21 protein-coding genes are annotated in these 22644 nt (G+C 34.9%); 17 read left to right on the top strand and 4 right to left on the bottom strand.

All coding sequences use genetic code 11. The features are described 5' to 3' along the window. Nucleotides 1-31: 31 nt before the first annotated feature. The 8 genes from mobA (at nt 32) to AC6CHR_RS09495 (ending at nt 5306) form a co-directional block, all read left to right on the top strand. Complete coding sequence (mobA, locus tag AC6CHR_RS09530; RefSeq protein WP_498248412.1) at nt 32-694, top strand: molybdenum cofactor guanylyltransferase; 663 nt, start codon at nt 32-34, stop codon at nt 692-694. Nucleotides 695-709: 15 nt separating this feature from the next. Further along, nucleotides 710-1990, top strand: coding sequence for a molybdopterin molybdotransferase MoeA (locus tag AC6CHR_RS09525; protein ID WP_498248411.1), 1281 nt, complete (start codon nt 710-712; stop codon nt 1988-1990). Beyond that, the gene (gene mobB / locus AC6CHR_RS09520; RefSeq protein WP_498248410.1) at nt 1969-2481 is read left to right on the top strand and encodes a molybdopterin-guanine dinucleotide biosynthesis protein B; all 513 of its coding nucleotides are present in this window, start codon (nt 1969-1971) and stop codon (nt 2479-2481) included. The genes AC6CHR_RS09525 and mobB overlap by 22 nt, the downstream gene beginning before the upstream one ends. Further along, nucleotides 2474-2947, top strand: coding sequence for a molybdenum cofactor biosynthesis protein MoaE (locus tag AC6CHR_RS09515; protein ID WP_498248409.1), 474 nt, complete (start codon nt 2474-2476; stop codon nt 2945-2947). Before mobB ends, AC6CHR_RS09515 begins: the two co-directional genes overlap by 8 nt. Beyond that, nucleotides 2944-3177, top strand: coding sequence for a molybdopterin converting factor subunit 1 (gene moaD / locus AC6CHR_RS09510; RefSeq protein WP_498248408.1), 234 nt, complete (start codon nt 2944-2946; stop codon nt 3175-3177). Before AC6CHR_RS09515 ends, moaD begins: the two co-directional genes overlap by 4 nt. A gap of 4 nt (nt 3178-3181) precedes the next feature. Then, nucleotides 3182-3943, top strand: coding sequence for a molybdate ABC transporter substrate-binding protein (modA, locus tag AC6CHR_RS09505; RefSeq protein ID WP_498248407.1), 762 nt, complete (start codon nt 3182-3184; stop codon nt 3941-3943). Between the two features lie 9 nt (nt 3944-3952). Next, the gene (gene modB, locus AC6CHR_RS09500; protein ID WP_498248405.1) at nt 3953-4618 is read left to right on the top strand and encodes a molybdate ABC transporter permease subunit; all 666 of its coding nucleotides are present in this window, start codon (nt 3953-3955) and stop codon (nt 4616-4618) included. 484 nt (nt 4619-5102) lie between these two features. Continuing rightward, nucleotides 5103-5306, top strand: a complete 204-nt coding sequence (locus AC6CHR_RS09495; RefSeq protein ID WP_498248404.1) for a cold-shock protein — start codon at nt 5103-5105, stop codon at nt 5304-5306. Between the two features lie 327 nt (nt 5307-5633). On the opposite strand, the gene AC6CHR_RS09490 is transcribed toward AC6CHR_RS09495, so the two are convergent. Beyond that, entirely contained in the window at nt 5634-5810 is a 177-nt protein-coding gene (locus tag AC6CHR_RS09490) for an H-type small acid-soluble spore protein (protein WP_498248403.1), read from the bottom strand. Nucleotides 5811-6160: 350 nt separating this feature from the next. After that, a complete protein-coding gene (locus tag AC6CHR_RS09485; RefSeq protein ID WP_498248402.1) occupies nt 6161-6451 on the bottom strand; it encodes a DUF6509 family protein in 291 nt (96 codons plus the stop codon). A gap of 497 nt (nt 6452-6948) precedes the next feature. Between AC6CHR_RS09485 and AC6CHR_RS09480 the strand changes: the two genes are divergently transcribed. The 6 genes from AC6CHR_RS09480 to AC6CHR_RS09455 all read left to right on the top strand — a co-directional run bounded on the left by AC6CHR_RS09480 (nt 6949) and on the right by AC6CHR_RS09455 (nt 16187). Further along, on the top strand, nt 6949-8217 hold the full coding sequence (locus AC6CHR_RS09480; RefSeq protein ID WP_498248527.1) for an ammonium transporter: 1269 nt from the start codon (nt 6949-6951) through the stop codon (nt 8215-8217). An 81-nt stretch (nt 8218-8298) separates the two neighbouring features. Beyond that, the gene (locus AC6CHR_RS09475) at nt 8299-9288 is read left to right on the top strand and encodes a DUF294 nucleotidyltransferase-like domain-containing protein (RefSeq protein ID WP_498248401.1); all 990 of its coding nucleotides are present in this window, start codon (nt 8299-8301) and stop codon (nt 9286-9288) included. 20 nt (nt 9289-9308) lie between these two features. Next, the gene (locus AC6CHR_RS09470) at nt 9309-9986 is read left to right on the top strand and encodes an exonuclease domain-containing protein (RefSeq protein ID WP_498248399.1); all 678 of its coding nucleotides are present in this window, start codon (nt 9309-9311) and stop codon (nt 9984-9986) included. Nucleotides 9987-10171: 185 nt separating this feature from the next. Beyond that, complete coding sequence (locus AC6CHR_RS09465; protein ID WP_498248398.1) at nt 10172-13930, top strand: bifunctional 2',3'-cyclic-nucleotide 2'-phosphodiesterase/3'-nucleotidase; 3759 nt, start codon at nt 10172-10174, stop codon at nt 13928-13930. Nucleotides 13931-14483: 553 nt separating this feature from the next. Continuing rightward, nucleotides 14484-14912, top strand: coding sequence for an OsmC family protein (locus AC6CHR_RS09460; RefSeq protein ID WP_498248397.1), 429 nt, complete (start codon nt 14484-14486; stop codon nt 14910-14912). A gap of 240 nt (nt 14913-15152) precedes the next feature. Next, nucleotides 15153-16187, top strand: a complete 1035-nt coding sequence (locus AC6CHR_RS09455; protein ID WP_498248396.1) for a flavin-containing monooxygenase — start codon at nt 15153-15155, stop codon at nt 16185-16187. A 427-nt stretch (nt 16188-16614) separates the two neighbouring features. Here the strand turns inward: AC6CHR_RS09455 and AC6CHR_RS09450 are convergent, their stop codons facing one another. Next, the gene (locus tag AC6CHR_RS09450) at nt 16615-18156 is read right to left on the bottom strand and encodes an MDR family MFS transporter (protein WP_498248395.1); all 1542 of its coding nucleotides are present in this window, start codon (nt 18154-18156) and stop codon (nt 16615-16617) included. A 313-nt stretch (nt 18157-18469) separates the two neighbouring features. Here AC6CHR_RS09450 and AC6CHR_RS09445 point away from each other — a divergent pair, with 313 nt between their 5' ends. The 3 genes from AC6CHR_RS09445 to AC6CHR_RS09435 all read left to right on the top strand — a co-directional run bounded on the left by AC6CHR_RS09445 (nt 18470) and on the right by AC6CHR_RS09435 (nt 21228). Then, complete coding sequence (locus AC6CHR_RS09445) at nt 18470-18925, top strand: CBS domain-containing protein (protein WP_498248393.1); 456 nt, start codon at nt 18470-18472, stop codon at nt 18923-18925. Nucleotides 18926-19036: 111 nt separating this feature from the next. After that, nucleotides 19037-20014, top strand: a complete 978-nt coding sequence (locus tag AC6CHR_RS09440; RefSeq protein WP_498248392.1) for an NAD(P)H-quinone oxidoreductase — start codon at nt 19037-19039, stop codon at nt 20012-20014. Between the two features lie 326 nt (nt 20015-20340). Beyond that, on the top strand, nt 20341-21228 hold the full coding sequence (locus AC6CHR_RS09435; protein WP_498248391.1) for a glycoside hydrolase family 43 protein: 888 nt from the start codon (nt 20341-20343) through the stop codon (nt 21226-21228). A gap of 121 nt (nt 21229-21349) precedes the next feature. On the opposite strand, the gene guaC is transcribed toward AC6CHR_RS09435, so the two are convergent. Continuing rightward, nucleotides 21350-22333, bottom strand: coding sequence for a GMP reductase (gene guaC / locus AC6CHR_RS09430; RefSeq protein WP_498248390.1), 984 nt, complete (start codon nt 22331-22333; stop codon nt 21350-21352). Nucleotides 22334-22644 lie beyond the last annotated feature (311 nt).

Below are 22644 nucleotides of genomic sequence, written 5' to 3'. Positions count from 1 at the left end.
CTATTCACTCTATTTAAGGGTTAAAATCAATATGAAGGGTGTGGTGACGATTTTTCATGATATAGTTGGTGTGTTATTGGCTGGTGGTAAGTCTAGACGTTTTGGTAAACCTAAAGCTTTTGCTTCTTTTGAAGAACAAGATTTTTGGAAATATTCAATAGATGCGATGAGTGAGAATACAGATCAGCAAATTATTATCAGTCAACCTGACTTGGTAAGTCATTTTAAAGGAAAAACATCCTGTGAAATTTTAGAAGACGATGAAAGTGTAATGGGTAAGGGACCTTTAGCTGGAATCTATACAGCAATAAAACATAAAAAAGCAAAATGGTATGTGATTATTTCTTGCGATGTTCCGTTAATAAAGAGAAAAACAATACATAGTTTATTAAATTTGAGAAATGATCAAGTACAAGCGATAATTCCACAAATAAAGGGTAAGCTCCATCCACTTATAGGGATATACCATTATACGGTTTTAGATAAAATAGAACAGCAGCTTCGTGATGGTGACTATAGAGTAATTAAACTTCTTGAAAAGATAACAGTGTGTTATGTCTCAGAACATGATCTAAATACTGAAGTTAAAAGTTTTTGTAATATAAACTCACAAGAAGATTACAAAGAATTACTTACTAATGGTAAAATATCTGAATCTAAAGACAACTCAAAACAACATAATGAAAATATTTAAAACCGGAGTGATAGGATGGTAGAGAAAAGAAAACCATTAGCTGTTAAGGAAGCAATAGAAAAAGTAATTAGTTACTCAAAACTGGGCCAACGTGAATTTGTCTCTTTGCGAGATAGTTATGGTAGGTTTTTAGCGGACGATTTAATTGCAGATCACCCTGTCCCACCTTTTGATCGGTCACCGTATGATGGATTCGCGATTCGCTCGATTGATACACAGCATGCAACGTCAGAAGATCCAACACAATTTGAAGTGATCGATGAGATAGGAGCTGGTAGTGTAAGTGAGTATACACTAGGGGAAAATCAAGCAATACGTATTATGACAGGAGCACAAATTCCTACTGGTTGTGATGCTGTAGTAATGCTCGAATTAACGAAAGTATATCGGTGTGGTCACAAAGTATGTATGTCGATAAAAAGACCCTTTAAAAAAGGTGATAATATCTCATATAAAGGAGAAGACACCAACGAAGGTAGTATACTAGTTAAGAAGGGGTCCTCCATTTCACCAGGTACAATTGCACTTCTTGCTACCTTTGGATATGATACTGTTCCTGTTATGAAGAAACCCAAAATAGGGATTCTTGCAACTGGAAGCGAGCTTTTAGATGTTAGGGAACCATTAGTGCCCGGTAAAATCAGGAATAGTAATTCATTTATGATTGAAGCACAAATAAAAAGAAGTGGTGGAGAACCGATTTATTTAGGAAAACTAGAAGATGAACTTGATAAGTGTTATGAAGCTGTTAAACGAGAACTGGATAATGTTGATTTTTTGATTACAACTGGTGGAGTTTCAGTTGGTGACTATGACTATCTGCCTGAAATTTATAATCGTTTAGGTGCAAAAATATTATTTAATAAGGTAGCAATGCGTCCAGGGAGTGTAACGACAGTCGCAGAAGTAAACGGGAAATTATTATTTGGGTTATCGGGTAATCCATCTGCATGCTTTGTAGGATTCGAGTTATTTGTTCGTCCTGTTGTCAGATCCTTTTTAAACTCTAAAAAACCTCACCTTCAAAAAGTTTCTGCTAGCTTAGGAAAAGACTTTATTAAGCCAAATCCGTTTACTAGATTTGTTAGAGGTCAAATGGAATTTTCTAATGGAATGATCATTGCTTCTCCAGTTGGTCTTGATAAGTCAAATGTAGTAACATCACTAGTTGATGCAAATGTATTTATCGTTTTACCAGGAGGTACGAGAGGGTATCATAAAGGCGATGCTGTTGATATTTTACTTATTGATGACAAAATAGGAAGTGTGACATCATGGGCAGAGTCATTCAAATAGTGGGGTATCAAGATAGCGGGAAAACAACTTTTATTATTAATTATATTAATTCATTAACAAGACGAGGATTAAAAGTAGGAACGATTAAGCATCATGGCCATCCAGGAGTGTTGAAGCATGAGGATCTTCATAAGGACTCAGGAAAACACCGGCAGGCAGGTGCACATGTATCAATAGTAGAGGGGAATGGATCGATCCTTCTGAATTCAGAAAAAGCGTCATTAACACTTTCACAACTGCTTACTATGTATAAGCCATTTCAATTAGATGTTATTGTTATCGAGGGATTCAAGTCTGAATCACACCCAAAAGTTGTTCTTATAAGATCTTTTGAAGGGATTCAAATGCTAAAAGGATTAATAAATGTAGTTTGCATTCTAACTTCTATTGATCTACCAAAAGATATAGCTGATAAATATAGAACGTTCAAAGATTCGGATGAGTGCATAGAATGGCTATTAACAAATAAAGTAGGTGGGTTTATTGAATAAGGCTTTATATGAAATTGTAAAAGAACCTATTTCAATTGAGGAAATCACGAATAAAGTGATTCGTAATGAAGCAGGAGCAGTTACAACCTTTATAGGTACTGTTAGAGAATTTACATATGGGAAACGAACGTTATCACTTGAATATCAGGCTTATGAAAAGATGGCTGTTAAAATGCTAGAACAAATAGGATTAGAAATTAATGAAAAGTGGAAGGATGCAAAAGTTGCCATCAGTCATCGTATTGGTAAATTGGAAATTTCAGAAATAGCTGTTGTGATAGCTGTATCGACTCCACATCGTAAAGATGCCTATGAAGCAAATGAATATGCGATAGAGCGGATAAAAAAAATCGTCCCAATATGGAAAAAAGAGTGTTGGGAAGATGGGGAATCTTGGATTGGTGATCAATTAGAAAAAGTGCCATATCCAGAAGGGAAACCCATAGAGGGGAGCAGTAAAGAATGATTAGAGTTTTATTGTTTGCACATCTCCAGGAAAAAGTAGGACAAGAACTGATTGAGATTTCGCTCGTATCAACAACAGTTAAAGAATTGAAAGAGCTAATTGGAAAAAAATATGAGCTAGGAACGTTAGAGCATGTGATGGTAGCAGTAAATGAAGAATATGCACTTGATCATGATATTATTCAAACGAATGATGTTGTAGCGTTCATTCCACCGGTAAGTGGTGGATGAAGATATGCAGAGCAAATATTATATTTTAAGTTTCTTATGTTTTCTTTTCGTAACAATTGGTTGTGATCATTCAGTAGCTGATGATAAGACGGAAATAACAGTATCAGCTGCTGCGAGTCTAAAGGATGCAATGGAAGATATCAAAGGGGTATACGAACAACAAAAAGAGATAGAACTACTTTTGAATTTCGCTGCATCTGGTACCTTGAGTAAGCAAATAGAACAAGGTGCTCCTGTGGACTTTTTTATTTCTGCAAGTATTGAGGAGTTTGCTAGCTTAGTGGACAAGAAGCTTATCAAAAAAGGTAACGCAAACAATCTATTGAAAAACGAGCTTGTTTTAATCGCTTCCCCAGATTCTAAGATATCCTCTTTAAAAGATATAGACTCTGTGGATAAAATAGCAATTGGTATCCCTGAAACAGTTCCAGCGGGTAAATATGCAAAGGAATCCTTTGAAAGCATAGGTATATGGAGACAAACTGAAAAGAGAATTATACTTGCAAAAGATGTACGTCAAGTATTATCATATGTTGAAACAGGCAATGTATCACTTGGTGTAGTTTATAAAACGGATGCTTTAACGACTGAAAATGTGAAAATTGTAGAGACGATAGCTTCTTATACACATTCTCCTATTGTCTATCCAGTGGGAATCATTAATACAACGACCCACTTAGAAGAAGCGAAGGATTTTCATCAATTTTTACAAAGTGATGAAGCAGTTACAATCTTTAAAAAATACGGGTTTACCACAATAGATTGAGGGAAAATGATGAGTGTTGATTTTTGGGATCCTATTTTCTTATCGATAAAAATAGCGATAATTTCCAGTATGATTGTCATGATCATCGGTACTTTTATAGGGAGATTAATGGCCAATAGTAAGCTAAGAGGGAAAATGTTAATCGAAACATTTCTAATCTTACCATTGGTTCTACCTCCATCAGTAGTAGGGTTTTTCTTGATTGTTTTATTTGGAATGAATAGTTATATTGGGCGAGGTATCCAATTTATTTTTGATGCACAAATTATTTTTACTTGGTGGGCTGGGGTCATTGCTTCAGTAGTTGTGGCATTTCCATTGATGTATCAGGTTACAAAAGCTGGGTTCGAACATGTTGATTCAGAAATAGAGGATGCAGCTCGTGTAGATGGCGCTAATGAAACAGCCGTTTTTTGCTTTATTGCTCTACCTTTAACAGTAAAATACATATTTACTGGTATAATTTTAAGTTTTACGAGGGCACTAGGGGAGTTTGGTGCAACGCTAATGTTTGCAGGTAATATTCCTGGTAAAACACAAACGGTATCAACAGCCATCTATGTCGCTATTGATAGTGGTAATATGAAGATGGCATGGCTTTGGGTAGCCTCAATGATACTCATTTCTGTAACTTTACTATTCTTCGTTCAGCTAGTAAATAGGAAAGCCTATTAATTAGTAGTAGTCAAAGGGAATTCAAATTAAAAATACTATGATTACATTGACAAATCATGACAAATTGATTATAATATTAGGAGTGCTTATTTTAAGGACTTCACTGTTATAGTGCTAGGTGGATAAATGTTTCTTGATCATACCTATGATATACAAGGGGAATGATAGATACGTTTATTCAATTCATACTGGCGCGGACTAGGAGCCGTAAGGACGAAAGAGAGGTAGGGCTTTCGTTGTTTTGGGTTTTTGCAATTTCAATAATAAAAAATAAATAGATTAGATGTTTATTTTGGATGATCAAAATAGGGAGCTTTATAATATAATTCATATATTATAGAGGGTATCTTCTCCGTATTTTTGATATTCTCTATAATGTGTGTATTTTCATTTGTCGTGTAAATGGTGACTCTTTAGTTACTGAGCTTATTATTTACTCAGGAAATATGAGTAACATATTAATAAATCTTTGGAGGTTTCTCTCATGAAAACTACAGGTACTGTTAAATGGTTTAATTCAGAAAAAGGTTTCGGATTTATAGAAGTTGCAGAAGGAAACGATGTATTCGTTCACTTCAGTGCTATCACTGGTGATGGTTTCAAATCGTTAGAAGAAGGACAAAAAGTTGAATTCAACATTGTTGAAGGAAGCCGCGGTCCTCAAGCTGAAGATGTTGTAAAATTATAATAAGCATATAAGGCTAACTACTAAATTAATTGGTAGTTAGTCTTTTTTTATAGGCTCTTTTCTGAAAGTTTGTTGTTCTAGTACTATGTAAATTGAAGTGATCTCCTGAGGGATATCACTTCAATTTAGTGGAAAGTGCACGAAGATATACTAAAACCTTGTACATGAGTCCTTTGTACGGAAACCAACATTCTTTGCGAATATAGCCTGTTATATTTTTAAGTAATAATAACTCTGAACTAGTTGTAGTTACCTTTTATGTGAGAAAAAACGGGTTATGATTAATCATAACCCGTTCTTAAGTATCTAATCGTTAGGATGTGCTAGCTACTCGGTTAAACTTGTGATGGGTACGTCCTTTTCTGCTTGTCTATTCTGAAGGGGATAAATTCTAGCGGTACCTAGGTCTTCGTTTACTGATTGTATGTAAATTGCCTCACCTTGATATTGAACTGCTACTATTTCTCCTGATTCTGTTATTTCTTTGGCTCTATTTATATTCACGACGGTTTTTCCTCCTTTCGTTGGAAGACTCCTTAGTTTTATCTGCTCCAGAGTCCAGCGCAAAGTAAACTTCACTCTCCTCCCAAAAGAGATAAGTCAACATCGAATCGCTTGGGCTCTTCTTGTTTCCTATATTCCTTCCAGAGTGCTTCAGTTCATAAGCTGCTTATCTGGCTCTTGTGCTTTTCTTACCATATCCAATAAGTAAGATTCTATGCTAAGTAAATAAAAAAACAGTTGCTCCTGTCGCTTATAGCATAAATGAAATGCTAAAAAGGACCTTCTTCAAATAAGAAGGTCCTGATTTAACATAATGCACGATTACATACGGTGAAAAAATTGAGAAAGGTTTAGATTTTCTCGACAAGTTTTTGACAAAATTGTTCGATTTCTTTTTCTTCGTCATCTTCCAAGGCAAAGTCTAAATAATTCTCTGTTGTTTTCTCAATAAAATTGTATTGAGCAATTTTCGATGTTTCCTCTTCTACTGCGTAGATAAGTTTAAGCATGATACCGTGCTCGCTATAAAGCTCATCATCTTCCTCAAAATCTAAAGAAAGGTAAATTTCGTATCTTTGACCTGGAAGTATTCCGAAGGGGTCTTCCAACCTAACAATTGTTGAATCAGTAATATTCATCATTTTATATTCCCTCTTTTCTGTGAAGCCTTTTAAATGATGGCCATATGGTAGTAAATATTTTATTGCGGGTAATTAAATGTAGATAACATTTAATTTAACTCAATGATTATTATATCTCTTTTAGCTACAACAAGACAATAGAATGAAGAGATCGTGTGAGAATTCTTGTAATTAGCGAATTACATACACCTAAAAATGGTAAGTGAAACACGAAATGGAAAAGAAGTTGTTGCGTCTCCTCGTCCGTTTTTTATTTTCTAACAATACTGATTTCTTATTTTCCTCCATTAATATGAGACTATATAATGAAAATTGGTTAAGGATTAAATAATTAGTTAAAAGCATGTTAGATAATCTAACGTTGAATTTTCATAAAGTTGTTTAAACTGGTTGACACTTTGTGAAAATCGTATAAAATAGTAAATAAGAACGAGATGTTATATTTTCTTACATCTTAAGTTATACTAATGCACAGGGGAGGAAATACGATGGATACAATGGATACGATGTTTTTAATGAATAGCCTATGGGTTATGCTAAGTGCAATTTTAGTTATATTTATGTTAGGTGGATTTATCCTACTTGAAGCAGGATCGACTCGAATGAAAAATGCAGGTCATATTGCTGGTAAGACAATATTCACTTTCGGTCTTTCTTCATTAGTCTTTTGGGCAGTTGGTTTTGCTTTTATCTTTGGCAGTAACGGAAACTTTATGGTTGGATTGACAGACTTTTTCTATTCAGGATATCAAATCGAAGGCATGGGATTGTCATCATCAGTATTCTTCTTATTCCAATTGGCTTTTGCTGGTATCTCAATTACAATTGCATTAGGAGGATTTGCAGAAAGAGCTAAGCTTTCAGTTTACTTAGTTTTTACGCTATTATTCTCGGTATTAATATACCCGGTCATCGCTCATTGGATTTGGGGTGGTGGATGGTTGGCAGAACACGGAAAACAAGATTTTGCAGGCTCAACAGTTGTTCATTTAACTGGGGCAATGGCTGCATTAGCAGCAACGATTCTATTAAAACCACGTATTGGTAAATATAATAAAGATGGCTCTGCTAATAATATTCAAGGGCATAATCAGGTTTTTACAGCATTAGGTGTATTGATTCTTTGGATTGGTTGGTTTGGATTTAATGCAGGTAGTACTGTAGCTATTGACAATGGATTCTTTGGATTTGTTGCATTAAATACGAACTTAGCCGCAGGAGCAGGGGCGGTATCTGCACTAATTATTTCTTGGATGGTCTTAGGCAAGTCGGATATTCCGACAATGTTGAATGGAGCTTTAGCTGGACTTGTAGCAATTACAGCATCATGTGCCTTCGTTGATACTTGGGCTGCAGTTGTTATTGGTTTTATAGCAGGTATCTTGGTATTCTATAGTGCTAGATTCTTCGAGAAGAAAAAAATTGATGATCCGATTTTCGCATTATCTGTACATGGCGTAGCTGGTGTTTGGGGAACTTTATCCACTGGGTTTTTTGCTACTCCAGAGCTTGCAACGGTTGGCTTACCAGGACTATTTTATGGTGGTGGTTTCTCTCAACTAGGCGTACAATTGATGGGAGTTGTTACTTCTGGAGCTTATGCATTTGTTGTATCATTTGTGATATTGGCTATTGCGAAAAAAGTTATGAAGGGATTACGTGTAACAGAAGAAGAAGAGATTATGGGATTAGATATTAGTGAACATGGAAGCTATGGTTATCCTGAATTATTCGTAAATAATAAAGATCAAAATGTTAGCTCATAAGAATTACTATAGGATAATAAAAACGAGGTGAAGTGGGTTTCGACCCTCTTTTCTTCTATTAAAGGTGAGGGAGTGTCTCTCATGGATCGTAATTTTGATACTTATGAATCATTAAAAAGGTGGAAAGATGATCATATTCATCAATATATTTCAAATACAAAAATGTTAAATGAATTTCATGATGAGATAATGAGGAGTGCTAATACATTAGCACTCTTTCATCTTGAAAAAAGTGTTGGTGTACCGCCTTGTAATTATGCATGGGTGGTGACGGGCAGTGGTGGGCGTTGTGAACAGGGAGCTATAAGTGACCAAGACCATGGATTAATATATGAGGAACAATCAGAGCGCGCAAGTAGGTATTTTGAGAAACTAGGAGAAGAACTTTCAAGAGGGCTCTTTAAAATTGGTTACCCTTATTGTGAAGGGAAAATCATGAGTTCGAATCCACTTTGGTGTAAATCGTTAAAGGATTGGAAAACTCAGCTTTTGAAATGGATGGATGATAGTAGTTGGGAATCAATACGCTATCTACAAATTTTTTATGATTCTAGGAGCATTGTTGGTCAATGTGACTATGTGAAGGAATTAAAACATTATATTTTTAGTTATCATCAAAAGAATCAGCACCTACTAAAAAGGTTTTTAGATAATATCCAGCACATTAAGAATTCTGTTGGCCCGCTGGGACAGCTATATGTTGAGCCTAGTGGGAAATATGAGGGTTTCATTGATATGAAAAAAGCTGCCTTTTTGCCATATGTAAATGCCATAAGACTCCTAGCGATAAAAGAGGGCTTAATTGAAACATCTACACTAAATAGAATTTTATTACTCTGTGAGAAAGAAATGTATCGGGATGGTCTAAGCCATTATAAAGATAACTTTGAAAAGCTCCTTAAATATCGTGTACAACTGTTTGAAAATGCAAAATCCTATGATGATGTACACTATCTTAATGTTGGAAATTTATCTAAGGATGAAAAAAGAGAAATTAAGTCAATCTTAAAGAGTGGTAAGAAATTACATCAATATGTTCAAGGAATCATTGAAAAAGGGTGTTTATCATGACGTTCGATCCGTTTTTTTTTATGAAAGGGAAACAAGCGAATCTCAGTGGCCAAAGTCAACAGCAGGTAGCATATTTAAGACAGTTGCAGCGTGAATTGAGAGTAGAAGAAACGCTCCATATACCACTCAATGAATTAAATGTAATTGTGTTTGATATAGAAACAACGGGTTTTTACCCTGATCGTGGGGACCAGATCATTTCAATAGGTGGGGTAAAGGTTAAAGGTGAAAATATATACGAGAATGAAACGTTTTATTCTCTCGTTAAATCGGAGAAAACAGTTTCTGAAGAAATTAGCAAATTAACCGGTATATATAACGATGAACTTGAAAGTGCTCCTCCATTATCTGAAGTCCTGTTCCAATTTTTTCAATTTACTCAAGACTATACACTAATCGCACACCATGCAAATCATGAAAAGATATTTTTACAACATGCTTCTTGGAAGCTCTACCGGGCACAATTCAAGCATCGTCTAGTTGATATGTCGTTTCTATATCGGATTGCTGACCCAGAAATGAATCTAATCACGTTAGAGGAGTGTTGTGAACACAATGAAATTCCTATTATCGGAAGACATCATGCTCTTTATGATGCTAAATTAACTGCGAAGCTATGGAGTTTGTATGTGAAAAAGTTACAACAAATAGGTTGTGAATCACTTAAGGATCTTTATGAGAGATTTACAAAAATATAATTCAAGGATGACCAAATTATAATTGGTCATCCTTGAATTATATTTAAGCCTATCTGATTCAGGAAGTTATGCAAATTAGAATAGATATTTACAAAGAAACTACATAATATTACAAGTTTCTTAACAATATCTTATTACAATAGAATAGGAGGAAAGAGAAAATATAGAATGGAAGGTGAATTTTTTTGAGAAGATCGAAAAATAAATCGGTAAAAGGAAAGTTATTTTACAGTGTAATCGCCACTACTTTAGTACTAGGGTTAGTTCCGTTGCAATCATTAGCTACTATAGTCAAGGCTCAAGAAACACCAACAACGATGAAAGTACGACTATTGGAAACCTCCGATATACATGCGCATATTATGGACTACGATTACTATGGGGACAAATCAGTTACAAACTTTGGTTTAGTTAGAACTTCTGAATTACTGAGACAAAGAAAATCTGAAGTCAAAAATAGTATTTTAGTTGACAATGGTGATCTGATACAAGGTAATCCATTTGGAGAATATATTTATAAACAAGGCTTAAGTGAAGGACAAGTTCATCCGATCATTTCTGCAATGAATCTATTAGATTACGATGCAGCGACATTGGGAAATCACGAATTCAACTATGGATTAGACTTTTTAAATGAAACAATGGATGATACTAATTACCCTATTGTCAATGCAAATGTGTACCATGCTAATAATCCAGGGGAGTATTATTTTAAACCTTATGAAATTATTGAAAAGGATTTCATTGATGATAAGGGTAAAACTCATAAGTTGAAGGTTGGGTTTACAGGATTTGTTCCACCACAAATTAATGTTTGGGATAAAAAGCATTTAGATGGAAAAGTTGTTACAAAGGATATTGTAGAATCAGCGAAGAAAGTGATTCCTGAAATGAAAGAGCAAGGTGCTGATTTAGTTATCGTTATTGCTCATACTGGTGTTGATTCAAGTGAGGGCATTACTGGGGCAGAAAATGCTGTGTTTGATTTAATAAAGCAGGTTTCAGATATTGATGCGATTGTTTCAGGGCACCAACACAATCTATTCCCAGGAGATGCAAGATTTAATGGGATTGCAGCTATTGATAATGTAAAAGGAACTATTAACGGTATACCAGTCGTGATGCCAAAAAACTGGGGAAGTCATTTAGGAATGATAGATTTAGACTTGGAACTAAAAGATGATGAAGATTGGGATGTAGTTGGATCTATCTCAAAATCAGAATCGATTTCAAGTGTTACAATACAAGATCAAAAAATGGTAGATGTAGTCATGAGTGCACATGATTCTACGCTAGAATATGTGAGAAAAGGTGTTGGAACAACATCAGCACCGATTAATAGCTTTTTTGCACTTGTCAAAGATGATCCATCAATTCAAATCGTGACAGATGCTCAAAAATGGTATGCAGAAGAACAATTAAAGGGTACTCAATATGAAGGAATGCCATTACTTTCTGTAGGTGCACCGTTCAAAGCTGGTGGTCGCAACGGGGTTGATTACTATACAAATATCCCAAAAGGTGATCTAGCGATTAAGAACGTTGGAGATCTGTATCTATATGATAATACAGTACAAATCGTTAAGATTTCAGGAGCAGAAGTGAAGGAATGGTTGGAAATGTCTGCAGGGCAATTTAATCAAGTAGACCCAACTTCAACCGAAGAACAAAATCTAGTGAATTCTGATTTTCCAACATTTAATTATGACGTAATTGATGGGGTTACCTATCAAATTGATGTAACAAAACCTGCAAAATATGATGCAAATGGAAAGCTTACAAATAATGATACGAGTAGAATTAAAAACTTAATGTACGAAGGTAAAACGATTAACCTGAATCAAGAATTTTTGGTTGTTACAAATAATTATCGAGCATCTGGTGGAGGGAATTTCCCAGGTAACTTGTCATCGAAAATTATTGAGCAATATCCTGATGAAAATCGTCAAGCAGTTATGAATTATATTATCGAAAAGGGACAAGTCAATCCTTCGGCTGATAATAACTGGGCAATTGCACCAATAGTCGGAGATGTAAATGTAACATTCGAATCTTCACCATCTGCACAATCATTTGCAAAGCAGGCTGGAAACATAAAATATTTAGAGACTTTAGATTCTGGATTCAGTAAATATGCATTGGATGTAAGTACAGATGAGTGGAATTTAACGATTATGCATACAAATGACACTCATGCACATTTAGATAATGTTGCTCGACGTATAACGGCAATCGAGCAAGTTCGGTCAACTAAAGATAACTCGATCCTACTTGATGCTGGTGATGTATTCTCAGGTACATTATACTTCACCCAATATTTAGGACAAGCTGATGTAGAGTTTATGAACATGATGAAATATGATGCAATGGTACCTGGGAATCATGAATTTGATAAAGGTCCAAGTGTATTTGCAAACTTTATTAAGAAGGCAGAATTTCCAATTGTTAGTGCCAATATTAATTATTCAAATGATGCTACTATTAGTAACTTATATAAAGATGAGATTGGTGATCCAGGTTTTGCTGGCTCTATTTATCCAGCGACTATTCTAGAAGTGAACGGTGAAAAGGTTGGCGTATTTGGTTTAACGACTGAAGATACGACAATACTAGCCAATCCAGGTAAAGATATCGAATTCGAAAATTACCTTGAGAAAGCTGAAGATACTGTTGAAATGCTTGAAGGTAAAGGAATTAACAAAGTAGTTGCTTTAACACATATCGGCTATAATTACGATAAAGTTTTAGCTGAAAAAGTGGATGGAATTGATGTAATTGTTGGTGGACATAGTCACACTTTACTTGAAGAGCCAACAGTTTATAATGAGAAAACCGAACCCACAATTATATTATCTGCTCAAGAATACAGTTACTTTTTAGGTAATGCGGATGTAACGTTTGATAAAGATGGGATATTAAAATCTTGGGATCAAAATCTAGTTGACCTTGATGCACAGGATGAAAATGGGAACTACTTAATTGAAGCAAATACAGCTGCTTCAGAGCTTTTAACACAATTAGCGGAGCCAATTGAAGAATTAAAAAGTCAAATTGTAGGTAAAACATCAGTCTTTTTAAATGGTGAGCGTGAGGATGTTCGAATGAAAGAAACAAACTTAGGCAATCTAATTGCAGATGGCATGCTTTGGAGAGCACAGGAACAAAATACAGGTGCAACAATTGCCATTCAAAATAGTGGAGGTATTCGTGCATCGATTGATGAAGGCGATGTGTCACTTGGTGATGTGTTAACTGTACTACCATTTGCTAATACCTTAGTTACTTTAGATTTAACCGGTCAAGAAATAATTAACGCTTTAGAAAATGGTGTCAGTCAAATTGAAGATGTTGCTGGGCGTTTCCCACAAGTTGCTGGCTTGAAATTTGGATTTGATCCAACAAAACCAATTGGTAGCCGTATTCATAGTGTACAGGTACAAAATGAATCTGGGTTCGAACAAATCGAACCAGAAGAAGTCTATTCGGTAGCTACAAATGCATATATGGCAGATGGTGGTGACGGATACGAGTCATTTAAGACAGCAAAGGATGATGGGAGAATAACAGAATTGTATATCCCGGATTATGAGGTGTTCCAAGAATATCTAACAGAAATTGGAACAGTGAAAGCTGAAGTTGAGGGCAGAATTACAATGGGTGCTGAACCAGAAGAAAAACCAATTGCGACTCCTGGTGAGGAACCAAACAATGATCCCAATATAGAAAAGCCAGGTGAAGACACTGTAAATGATGGTGTTAAGGACATAGTAGGTAAAGTTACAAATGGTGAAAACAAATCAGATGGAAATTCAAATACCTCCGGAGTAACTTTACCAAACACTGCAACAAATATGTTTAATATGATGTCAATAGGTATCTTGCTACTAGCTAGTGGTGGTGTCCTATATATTGTGAGACGTAAGCAAAATCATTCGCAGAATTAAATTATTATCCTGTAAACACGTATTCATTTAATGATGAATACGTGTTTTTTGCAATGATATGAAAGTCAATTGAAAATAGAATTTCCTTTAGAATAAATAAATTCAGTTGAAAGATGAACAACGCTTCAAATAATGTCGAAAAAAAGCATTATTATCTCAACCGAAACATCAGAAAAGTATGGTTTAATTATGATGCAAAAGAATGAAATGTCTCAACAGGTTGAGGAGGTATCAGAACTGTTCAACAAATTTCTGTAGCAGAATCTCCTTTAGCTTACATGCTAAAGCAACCATCTCTTGGATAGCAGAGGAAATGCAAATCCCTTCTTGTAGATTTAACGTGTTATTACACTTGACTATGTCTATTTCAGTAATTGTAGTTATCGTACAAGGAGTGCAAACGTATTGAATACGTTCCCAGTAATTCTAATGTTAATCATAATAGTTTTTCCCTTAAGAACAATAAAATTTATAAGCGTATTCCCTTTAATGACTATTTTAAGGAAAATGGGAACCATACTAACATGATAAGGAGAAGGAGGTAAGAGTAATAATGAAATCAACAATTAAATGGGCAGGTAATATGGCATTTTCAGGAGATTCACCGTCAGGTCATGAAATAAAAATGGACGCATCAGAAGAGGCAGGAGGACAAAATAGTGGAGCAAGACCAACGGAATTGCTTTTACATGCTGTTGCAGGTTGTACAGGGATTGATATCATTTCGATTTTGAATAAAATGCGTCTAGAGCCTACATCTTTTCTTATGGAGGTCGCAGGTGACCGAGCTGAAGGGCATCCGAAAAAGTTTACAAATGTTTCAATTCATTATTCCTTTGAAGGAGATTTACCTGAGCATAAGGTTGTACGTGCGATTCAACTGTCAAAGGATAAATATTGCTCAGTCTCACATTCATTGAGTGCAAAAGTGACGGTCAGTTATTCAATAAATGGGGTAAAAGGAAAGAATGATGTATCATAATCAATGTTTTTAAATAGAAAATTCCAAAAAAATTTCTTCTATTTCTTAAAGCAACAGACTTTTAGAATAATAATAGTAGTTTTAAAAAAATAATATAAACAGGGGAGTGGATAATTTACATCGCCCCTTTTTATTAAAAATGGCGATTGAACTTTGTATTGACAACTTCCATCACATAAATTAATATATGAATATATATACATATATTAATATTGAGAGGTGAGTATAATTAGGTACGATGTGATAATCATTGGCGCAGGGCAAGCAGGTTTATCTATGGGTTACTTTTTGCGAAATACTGGTTTATCGTTTTTAATTCTTGATCGTTTATCTGAAGTAGGTGAAGTGTGGAAGAAAAGATATAATTCACTTACATTATTTACTCCCCGCAAGTACAGCTCTTTACCTGGCTTAAAATTAATAGGTAATCATCAAGAGTTTCCAACAAAGAATGAAATAGCAGACTACTTATCTACCTATACAAATCACTTTTCTCTGCCTATTCAGATGGAAACTGAAGTTCTAAAATTAGGTCAGTTAGATGACTGGTTTGAAGTCAAAACCACTAAAGGTGTAGTAGTAGCTAAAAAAGTCATCATAGCAACCGGACCATTCCAAGACCCATACGTGCCGGAATTTTCACAACTACTTTCAGAAGATGTATTACAAATCCATTCTTCGCAATATAAAGACTCGACACAATTAAGGAATGGTATGACAGTAGTTGTAGGTGCTGGAAACTCAGGTATGCAAATTGCTGCTGAACTATCTAAAGAGAGGACTGTCTATTTATCAGTTGGTCAAAAAATTAAATTTCTTCCCGATAAGTTTATTAACCAATCAATCTTTTTGTGGTTTGATCTATTAGGTTTTTACCGTTTTAAAGTAGATTCATTGATTGGTAAATTCTTAAAGAACCAACAAGACCCTGTTTTTGGTTTACAGTATAAGTCTCTAATAAAGAATAATAGGATTATCTTAAAATCAAGGACTGTATCTGTGGAAAAAAATACAATTACATTTGCAGACGCTAGTAAAATTAATATTAAAAATGTAATATGGTCAACAGGCTATCGATCCAATTACCATTGGATCGATATACCAATGCTTATAGGCGAAGGAGGTTTACCCATACATAAGAGGGGGATAACTCCAATTGATGGTATCTATTTTTTAGGTCTACCATGGCAATCAAGTAGAGGATCATCCTTATTAATGGGTGTAGGTCGTGATGCAGAGTACTTGTCTCAGCATATTATTGGGAATGAACGTTGAGAACAGAGTATATTTAAAGTGAAGAGACATTGACCATAGCCTTAGTAAATAGATGATATAGAAGTTGATCTCAGGATTAATCGTTATAATTTATGGATATTGATAAAAGAGGTTGGTGAAGATATGGATAGTGTGGATATTATGTGGTTTGGGGAACATTAGCATAAAGAATTGCTGGATTGGCTTAAGGAAAAAATTGGAGGGGTATAAATTCGTTTTTACTTTCGTTTCCTAGGTCCAGTAGCAACTTTATAGTACCTCTTGTAGAAAAAAGATAGGTAAGCTCATGCATATTCTGAATGTTATTGATATATTGAATAATGATAATTATAAAAAGAAGGCTTGACTTTTAAACCAAGCCTTTCCGCGCTAATAGACTATTAATAGTGCATAAGTTCAAAGCCTATTGTTAGTGAATATTGAGAAATCATTCAGGTTTTGCTATTGGTTTTTTCGCTGCTATAACGCGAGTATTTCCCATCATTAGGACAAAGACTCCAGCGATTGCAATTGGTATTAATGCAAGCAAAAACATCGTCGTAATTGAGTCAGACATAGCATTCACAATTTTATCTAATATAACATCAGGGATCTTCTCACGCTCTCCAGATTGAAAAAGTTGTTGAGGGTCTTCTAGATTAAAGGCTGTGTTACCAGCTTCATTATTCCTATCATTCCCTTGCAATTCCTTAAAGCTATCTTTGATTTTATCAGTGAAAACACTATTTTGAATCACTCCGAAAACAGTAATACCTAAGGTCATTCCAAAAGAACGGAGGAATGAGTTTGTTGAATTTGCTGTGCCTCGGTATTTATGCTCCAAATTGTGAATTGATGCTGTCGGCAATAAAGAGAAAGAAAATCCCATACCAAAACCGACTAATATCATGTACATCGTTAACAAAGTTCTACTTGTATCAGGTGTTAGAGTACTAAGCAGATACATTCCTAGGAAATAAGAAATGACCGAAACAATCATTAAATTTCGAAAACTTGTCTTCGTTTGGAAAATCCCACCTCCAGCACTACCTAATACAGATCCTAGCATCATTGGCATTAATATGAAGCCAGCATTTGTAGCCGAACCGCCGTAAACAGCTTGAACAAAGATAGGGATAAAAACGGTTAAAATAATAAATGTGCTCCCATAAAGAAATGCCAGAATTTGTGAAGTAGCAAAAAGACGTCGTTTAAATAACCAAAACGGTAGTATCGGATCCTTCACTACTCTTTCAATAAAGAAAAAGGCTATGAAGCAGATGCCAAATATCGTAAATAAGCTAATAATTTGAATGGAATTCCAGTCGAACTCTGCGCCACCTAACTCCAGGGCAAACATAAGACTAACAACTGCTAAAACAAGTGTACTAGCACCCCACCAGTCTATTTTTTGTTTGGTATGTTGTGGAGATTCCTTGTAGTAGCGAAGAATAAAGAATAAAGATATAAAACCAAGTGGTACATTAACATAGAAAATCCAATGCCAGCTGATATATTCAGTTATGTAAGCACCTAATAATGGCCCAAGTACACTAGCGGCACCAAAAACTGCACCTAAAAGACCTGTCATTTTTCCCCGTTTTTCTGGTGGGAATATGTCAAAGATAATCGTAAAAGCTATTGGCATTAAGGCACCTCCACCAATTCCTTGGATAGCGCGATAGATGCTTAATTGGACAATATCTTGAGCAATCCCACAAAGTGCTGAGCCAATTAAGAAAATCGCTAATCCAAAAACAAAGAACTGCTTGCGCCCATACATATCAGATAATTTACCGAAAATAGGCATACCTGCCATTGTTGCTACCATATATGCCGATGTAACCCAGACAAACTTATCGAAACCACCTAAATCAGAAACGATTGTACCCATTGCTGTAGCTACGATCGTATTGTCCATTGCAGCCATCAAAATGGCTAATAACAACCCAGCAACAATGAAATTCTGATTGTTTTCCTGTTTCTTCATTTATGTACTCCTTTTCTTCTTGAAAAATATAGTTTCTCTCAATTAGTCTTTCACAGATTTTTAAGCAACTAAAAAATCAGCGTGATTATCAAGATAATTTTTAGTTTATGTGGGGGAAATGTCTGTGTCAAGTAAAAGTATGAGAGAAGTCGTCTATAATGATAACGGCTTCATAAACAAGCAATTATAGGTCTACACATAAAAAAAGATTTGCAATTATTAAAAATGATATAATCCTCAAAAAACGTTAAACTAGGAAGTAAGAATAGATTAATTTGCAAACAAAACGCGGATTTTTAAGAGGGGGAATAACATGCAAGCTCATGAAATTATGAATAGTCAAGTATATAAGGTAAAGGAAGAAGATACTGTTCGTTCGGTTATTGGAAAATTTATCGAATACAGTATCAGTGGTCTCCCAGTTGTTAATGATCGAAATGAAATTATTGCCTATATTAGTGATGGTGATATTATGCGTTATATTGGTAAACACAAGAATATTGTTATTGATGCTTATTACTTCGTTCACGTATTAAATGGTGATGATAAAGACTTTGAAGAACGAGTAAAAACAATCCTCAATCTAAATGTTTTGAGCATTGCAAAAAATAAGGTTAGTAAGGTTGCCTGGAATGAAGAACTTGAAAATATAGCTGCAATATTAGGGAACAAACAAATAAAGAAACTACCGGTTGAACGGAATGGAGTATTAGTAGGAATCATTAGTCGTGGAGATGTGATTCGTCACGCATTTAATATATTCCTTTAGGTTCGTTACTTAACATAGGATAGTAAGGACAATTTGACTCATCTCTAGACGCGTTAGGCCTTAATTAAAAGATGAGTTGTAAACAAATTAGCTATTAAGGAGCTGAAAAAGATGAAGGCAATTATCGTAAAACAACCTGGAGGTGCAGAACAATTAAAGATTCTAGATGTTCCCAAGCCAGAATTGCAACCAGGAGAATTATTAATAAAAGTCAAAGCATCTGCGATAAATCGAACAGATATTGTTACTCGTGAAGGGAAATCGGGTTATATGAATAACCCTATATTAGGGATAGAAGTATCAGGAGTAGTTACTGAAACTTCTATCGGTACAAATATTGAGATAGGGACACGTGTGATGGGTCTTGTTAATGGTGGTGGTTACGCGGAGTATGTAGTCATGCCTGCTGACAGAGCTATGGTGATTCCTGACAATCTTACGTTTGATCAAGCTGCAGCTATTCCCGAGGTATTTTTAACAGCATATCAAACCTTATTTTGGTTAGGGGAGTTAACTAACAAAGATACTGTATTGATTCATGCTGGTGGTAGCGGAGTAGGAACCGCTGCTATTCAACTTGCAAAGCAACTAACTAACGCTAAAATAGTGACAACTGCTGGTTCAGAAGATAAATTGAACTTCTGCCGCTCGCTAGGAGCAGATATTTGTATTAATTATAAAAAACAATCCTTTGAAGAGGAAGTCTTAAAAACTACAAATAATCAAGGTGTAGATGTAATCTTAGACTTTGTAGGTGCATCCTATTGGGAGAAAAATCTAAAAAGCATTAAAATAGACGGAAGGTGGGTACTCATTGGTGTATTAGGTGGTTCTAAAGTTGAGAAAGTGAATATTATGCCACTTCTTTTAAAGCGAATTCACCTAAAGGGAACACTATTAACACCTAGAAGTGATGGATATAAAAAGGAATTAACAGCAGAATTTGTTAAAAAAGCGATGCCGTTATTTACCCAAAATAAAATTAAAGCAGTTATAGATTCAGTCTACCCCTTAGAAGAAATTCAACATGCTCATAGGCATATGGAAGCAAATAAAAATATCGGTAAAATTATTCTTCATTTGGACTAGTATAGACAAACTGTGATAATAACTGTTTTAAGAGCTTGGTCTCCAAGCTCTTATTTGTATTTTTAGTTATATTATTTTGTTTATATCAAATTCATTTTGTGGCTAATAAAAAGTTTGCATTTTTTCCGAGTGGTCCATTTTCATCAATTAAATCTTGAATGTCATAAAAATAAATTGGAAAGTAAGAGATACCATATGAATAGGGTGCTAGAACATAAAGTTGAAAGCAGTTAATTAGGCTTTACTAAATAAAAATGATCGTTTTCTGGAAATTCTAGAAGTTCATTAATGACAGTATTGTTCCTTCCTTTTAGGAGCAAAGCGGAATGCTAGATAATCAGGATATTCAAATTAGAGATCCGTTTATTTTTCTAAGTAAGGAAGATAATAGGTATTACATGTATGGTAGTACAGATAAAAATATTTGGGGGAAGGGAACGGGTTTTGATGTTTATATTGGAGATGATTTAAGAAATTGGAAAGGACCTTATCCGGTATTCCGCCCTAAAGAGAATTTTTATTCTGAAGAAAATTTTTGGGCACCTGAGGTTCATGAGTATAAAGGAAGGTATTATATGTTTGCTACCTTTTTGAGGAAAGATAACAATCATAGAGGAACAGCAATACTCCGATCAGACCGTTTACTAGGTCCATTCGAACCGTATAGTGATGGTCCAGTTACACCAACAATTTGGAATTCTTTAGACGGAACATTGTATATCGATAGCAAGAGTTTACCTTGGATGGTTTTTTGCCATGAATGGGTTCAGGTAGAGGACGGGGAAATCTGTGCTGTAAGACTATCAGAAGATTTGAGAGAAGCAATTGGGGAACCAATCATTTTGTTTCGAGCCTCTGAAGCACCATGGCCGACACCTTTGAAACAGGTAAAGCGGAATTTGGAAAAAGTTTTTGTAACGGATGGTCCATTTATGTTTCAAGCTACAAATGGTGAATTATTAATGATGTGGGCAAGTTTTATTAATAATGAATATGCCCAAGGAATTTCTCGATCAGTAAATGGGGGGATAACAGGGCCTTGGGTGCACGATACAACACCAATTTACCAAAATAATGGCGGACATGGCATGGTATTTAAAACATTTGAAGAGAATCTTATTTTAACGTTACATGCACCAAATAAATCACCACATGAACGACCAATATTCATAAAGATAGTAGAAGATGATGGACAACTAAGTGTGGAAAAATAAATGAATGGTAGGTTTGTTATAAAGATGCATAGTAAACAATCATTAACAGGATGTATATGAAAAAACAGATAAAAACGCAAAGGTAGTTCATTTGATAGAACAATCTTTGCGTTTTTATTGTTTAATAAACCTTATCACCGTTAAAAATGGAATTCTTAACGACAACATAATCTACAGTACGGATCGCATCCAACTTATTTCCACCTGAATAAGATATAGCGGATTGAAGATCTTGTTCCATTTCATTTAAGGTGTCCTTTAATGAACCTTTGTGTTCCACATACATCTTCTTACCTTCTACATTTTTCTTTTCACCTTTTTGAAATTCGGAAGCTGAACCAAAGTATTCCTTAAACAACTTACCATCTTTTTCAAATGTTTCTCCTGGCGATTCTTCATGGCCGGCAAATAGTGAACCAATCATAACCATCGATGCACCAAATCTAATCGATTTTGCTACGTCACCATGTGTACGAATTCCTCCGTCAGCAATAATTGGCTTACTTGCAGCCTTTGCACACCAACGCAGTGCCGCTAATTGCCACCCGCCAGTTCCGAAGCCTGTTTTAATTTTAGTAATACATACTTTTCCTGGTCCAATACCTACCTTTGTTGCATCTGCACCAGCATGTTCTAATTCTCTTACCGCTTCTGGAGTTCCAACATTTCCGGCAATAACAAAACTATGAGGAAGGTATTTTTTTATATGTTTAATCATCTCAATTACAGCATTAGAATGACCGTGAGCAATATCGATCGTAATGTAATCGGGTGTAAGCTGTTCATCCGCTAATTGTTGAATGAAGCTGTATTCCTCATCTTTAATTCCAACACTAATAGATGAGAATAATCCTCGTGTTTTCATATCCTTAATAAATGATAATCTTTTCCCAGGTTCAAACCTATGCATAACATAGAAGTAATCATTTTCAGCTAAATAAATGGCAATTCTTTCGTCTATGATTGTCTGCATATTTGCTGGAACAACTGGTAATTTAAATGTACGTCCACCAAAGGTTACTCTGGTGTCACACTCAGAGCGGCTATTTACCACACATTTTGCAGGGATTAGTTGAATATCTTCATAATCAAACACATTTTCCATAATTAACACTCCTAAACACGAATATTTATATCTTGATTAAATAAAATTGTTCGCCCAATAGGTAATGTACATTATTTTTGTGTTAATGTCAAAGTTTTGTGATTGAGGTTAAGTAAAATGAGATAGGATTTGCGAATATATTTATTTAGAAGAAAATATATTCGCTAATCCTATACATCTTTATCCTTAATAGTTAGAACTATGTTACAGATGTTATCATCCCTAGTAAAATCTCCATGATAACTTGAAATCATACACTTAATGAGATTTTGAACAAAAAACGATAGTTTAAACTCCTTTTTAATTTTAAA

The sequence above is a fragment of the Metabacillus sp. GQ13 genome (assembly GCF_059758525.1).
Note: the sequence above shows the minus strand (reverse complement) of the source record. Positions and strands in the feature narration are given on the sequence as shown.